Raw genomic sequence first — 3,027 nt, forward strand, 5'->3', positions numbered from 1 at the left:
TTTTGATGGGACCTAAGGCATGTCCTTACACACCAATCCAGAAAAGAGATCGATGATGGAGAGAAAGTTCTAACTTATTGATTTATACAGATATTTAAGAACCTTTGAATAAAGGCATAGTTCTTGACGCGTCCATCTGTCAATTCTGCCACCTGTGGAGCCCACTGGATACCCCTCTGCTTTATGCGGTAACCGATACTCAAGTCAAGGATGTACGGGAATGCCGTAGGGCCTCATTGGCCCAGGTCAAAGGCATTCACTTTATCCAGCTTGTTTTTTCATCTAACTTGGCCCGTCTAGAATAGACGACTGGCTACATTACTTACCTAGAATGTTAGGCATCGCATGCAAGCTACCGCTAAACCAAACTGCCAGAGCCTTTTTGCCGTGCTATCTTTCGGCGTTATGGTCTTGACGAGTGGCTGCACCCAATTGCCAGATGGCCCGATCGAATGGTCCGCAATTGGCAACGAATCCCACACCCTCATACGAATCGAACCCGCACCGAGCCACGAGTTCCGCTTCAACAATCAGGGTCATGTCGCCGCGTCGTTCATCCAGCCAAATGGCTCGGTAGTGGCGCCCCTCCTTTACTGGAGGGTCGAGGGCAAGCTTTTGATCATTTCAGAACAGCCTGGCGGCAGCCCACTGATGACCCTAGCCGATCCCTCTGCCAAGGATGGAGATATCTTCGCGACCGAGTCGTCCGGAACAAAGGCTAAGTTCAAGTACCGGCGCTCCCTCTAACCTCTTGTGTTTTCCGAGTCAGACAGATTTTTCGTGCCTCCGGGTGCATCGCTAATGCCCAGCGACTGATAGATGCGCGCGAGTGCAGGCTCAGTCCTGTTGCTATCCCTCGTCGCCGGCGTTGACTGGGATGTGGTCCAAGCACTGAGCGACCAAGCATCTGAGGTCAAACTGTACAAGGCGTCGTTTCCACGTAACAGTTCACAGATTTTGTCGATTTTCACCAAGAGCTTCGACACCCCGGAGTCACCCTGCCACTACTGTGGGACGATCGAGTGTGTTGTTGATATGGACGGATTGACTATGGTGTTTTGAGTTACGTATGCCTATATCGAAGTGACCCTACGGGCCGCTGATTAGCCAACCCAAAAACCCACACATGCCCATGGCAATGCCCTGCAGCATGTCGGTGATGGCGGCGATCGGCTGCTGCTGTGGCTCCAAGACCGAGCCACCGGGATTTGATGGATTGACAAATACCGTCACATCCATACCCACCGGGTACTTGCCAACAAAGTGTGCCGCGGTAGCTCGAAAAGAGGACCAGGCTTGAATCGGAGCAATGCCGTCGCCTTCATACGGCATTCCTTGAAACATGTAGCGGTAACGGATCTTGGCGCGGTAAATTTCACGGGTGAATTCGATTTCTGAGATGACGATCTTGCCCGGCACCTGGTGCCAGAGTTGCTCGGGATTGCGTCGAAAAAATCGCAACAGGCCATGCAAGAAAAAATATCCACCAAAACACGCAAAGGCCGCACCCATCACTTGGGTTGTGGTCCAGGGCCACGCCATATTCATCGATTACCTCTGTGGGTGGGGTACAGCCCCTGCCTGGTTGCGTGGTGCGGAGTTGCAAGCACTGAATGCGGTGGCAGGCTATTAATCACCGTGCAGTGTGCCGACAGCGCCTGCGTTCGCGTTTGCGAGTTGGGTTCAGGGCTTTACGATCACCTTTGGTGCACTGCTACCGCTACTCCGGTCAAGTTCCATTCGTGCCAGTGGTGTCCTACTAATGGACATATCCCGCAATGCGGGGTAGTCGTTTTTCAATGCGGCAACATCTTGATCATAGCGATCTATGAGGGTTACTTGAAGCGTGCCGTTGCCAAACCCGGTGACTGCCTGATCAATGATTGGAATAGGTGCGCCACTGGCCTGGTCGTCGGGATTCACCTTTTCTTTGTTGGTCATTGCGATGTGACCCAGGTAAATCACCGACTTAGGCGGCACTTCAAACGGAGCATCGACCGAAAAGCTCATGCTCCCCATGAACGGAAATTGTCCTGCCCGACCTTGGAGTGACTTGATGGAGTACTTGCCGGGGGGGAGTTGGTGCGTCAGGATGACGCTGGTTTTTCCCTCCGCTACCGTCTCCCAGGCCGTTCCTCCGCCAGTCGAACCTTCCCCTTTGGCCTTTTCGATGCTGATTGCAAGCCAGTTTGGGTTGTAGTTGGGTTTAAATTCATTTTTTAAATCGACCGACGTAACAACCACGGACCCCTTGCTCCAGTCCACTTGCGTTGCCTTTTTGTCAAGGCCCATCGTGGCACAAGCAGACAGCAAAGCGGTCATGCTGCCAACAAGCGCGATTCGACTGATGGTATTCATAAAATTCCTTCGATTTCGTTGAGTGTGTGACAAACTGCTCACGATGAGCAGCAGAAAGTCTAACAACGTCGAAGCTAAACGTTCATTGCACTCGGCTTTCCCCTAGCGTGGTGTGAAAATTGTGTACACGAAAACTTCGTCATCTATTCGTGCAAAGGCCGGGTTGTCTGCCCCTTTTGCAACACGCGGCGCATGATGGCGACTGTCGCGCACCTGACGGACCACGGCCTGGCACGCCTGCCGGAGCGCCAATGGGTGCTATCGGTGCCAAAGCGGTTGAGCTACTTTATGCGCCGCGACTGTGCAGAACTTATGCGGGAATTTCCACTACCTTCCGTTCGAGGACGGTCGCTTCTGCTGCTCAGGAACTTACCGTGGCCGCATTCCGCCGTTACAGACTGAATACCAGGTATTGGGAATTCGGTTCACCGGTTGGCTGCAATCGGGCAGCTCGCCCCAATGTCGGGACTTGGCCAATTGGAGGTGCCCACCTTGATGAAATGTTCGCCACATAGCCGACCGTCGGTCTTTATAAGCGAATGCCCGGTTTGGAGGAAGCAGTTCCGAAAGTCGAAGGTCGGCTGAGGGTCTTTATGCACATCTCTGCATAAAGACCCTTATGCACAGTTCCCAGTTATGGGCAGTTGCCGTCTGAAGTGAGTTGCCTGT

3 protein-coding genes and 1 pseudogene are annotated in these 3,027 nt (G+C 53.0%); 2 read left to right on the forward strand and 2 right to left on the reverse strand.

Annotated features, from left to right (window positions below):
• The first annotated feature begins 345 nt into the window (after positions 1-345).
• Positions 346-747, forward strand: a complete 402-nt coding sequence (locus ACOYNV_RS27000) for a hypothetical protein (protein WP_422902910.1) — start codon at positions 346-348, stop codon at positions 745-747.
• A gap of 342 nt (positions 748-1,089) precedes the next feature.
• Here ACOYNV_RS27000 and ACOYNV_RS27005 read toward each other — a convergent pair whose 3' ends face one another.
• Positions 1,090-1,548, reverse strand: a complete 459-nt coding sequence (locus ACOYNV_RS27005) for a DUF3592 domain-containing protein (protein ID WP_422902911.1) — start codon at positions 1,546-1,548, stop codon at positions 1,090-1,092.
• Between the two features lie 135 nt (positions 1,549-1,683).
• Positions 1,684-2,358 carry a hypothetical protein gene (locus tag ACOYNV_RS27010; protein ID WP_422902912.1) on the reverse strand — a complete coding sequence of 225 codons (675 nt, stop codon included), beginning with the start codon at positions 2,356-2,358 and terminating at the stop codon, positions 1,684-1,686.
• Between the two features lie 87 nt (positions 2,359-2,445).
• Here ACOYNV_RS27010 and ACOYNV_RS27015 point away from each other — a divergent pair.
• A pseudogene (locus tag ACOYNV_RS27015) lies at positions 2,446-2,670 on the forward strand (transposase zinc-binding domain-containing protein); the annotation flags it as partial.
• Between the last annotated feature and the right edge of the window lie 357 nt (positions 2,671-3,027).

The sequence above is a fragment of the Propionivibrio sp. genome, from assembly GCF_049316945.1.
In the GTDB taxonomy this organism is placed as follows: Bacteria; Pseudomonadota; Gammaproteobacteria; order Burkholderiales; family Rhodocyclaceae; genus Propionivibrio.

Coding starts and splice junctions, on each gene's coding strand:
- ACOYNV_RS27000 (WP_422902910.1), top strand. CDS start 346: ATGCAAGCTACCGCTAAACCAAACTGCCAGAGCCTTTTTGCCGTGCTA.
- ACOYNV_RS27005 (WP_422902911.1), bottom strand. CDS start 1,548: ATGAATATGGCGTGGCCCTGGACCACAACCCAAGTGATGGGTGCGGCC.
- ACOYNV_RS27010 (WP_422902912.1), bottom strand. CDS start 2,358: ATGAATACCATCAGTCGAATCGCGCTTGTTGGCAGCATGACCGCTTTG.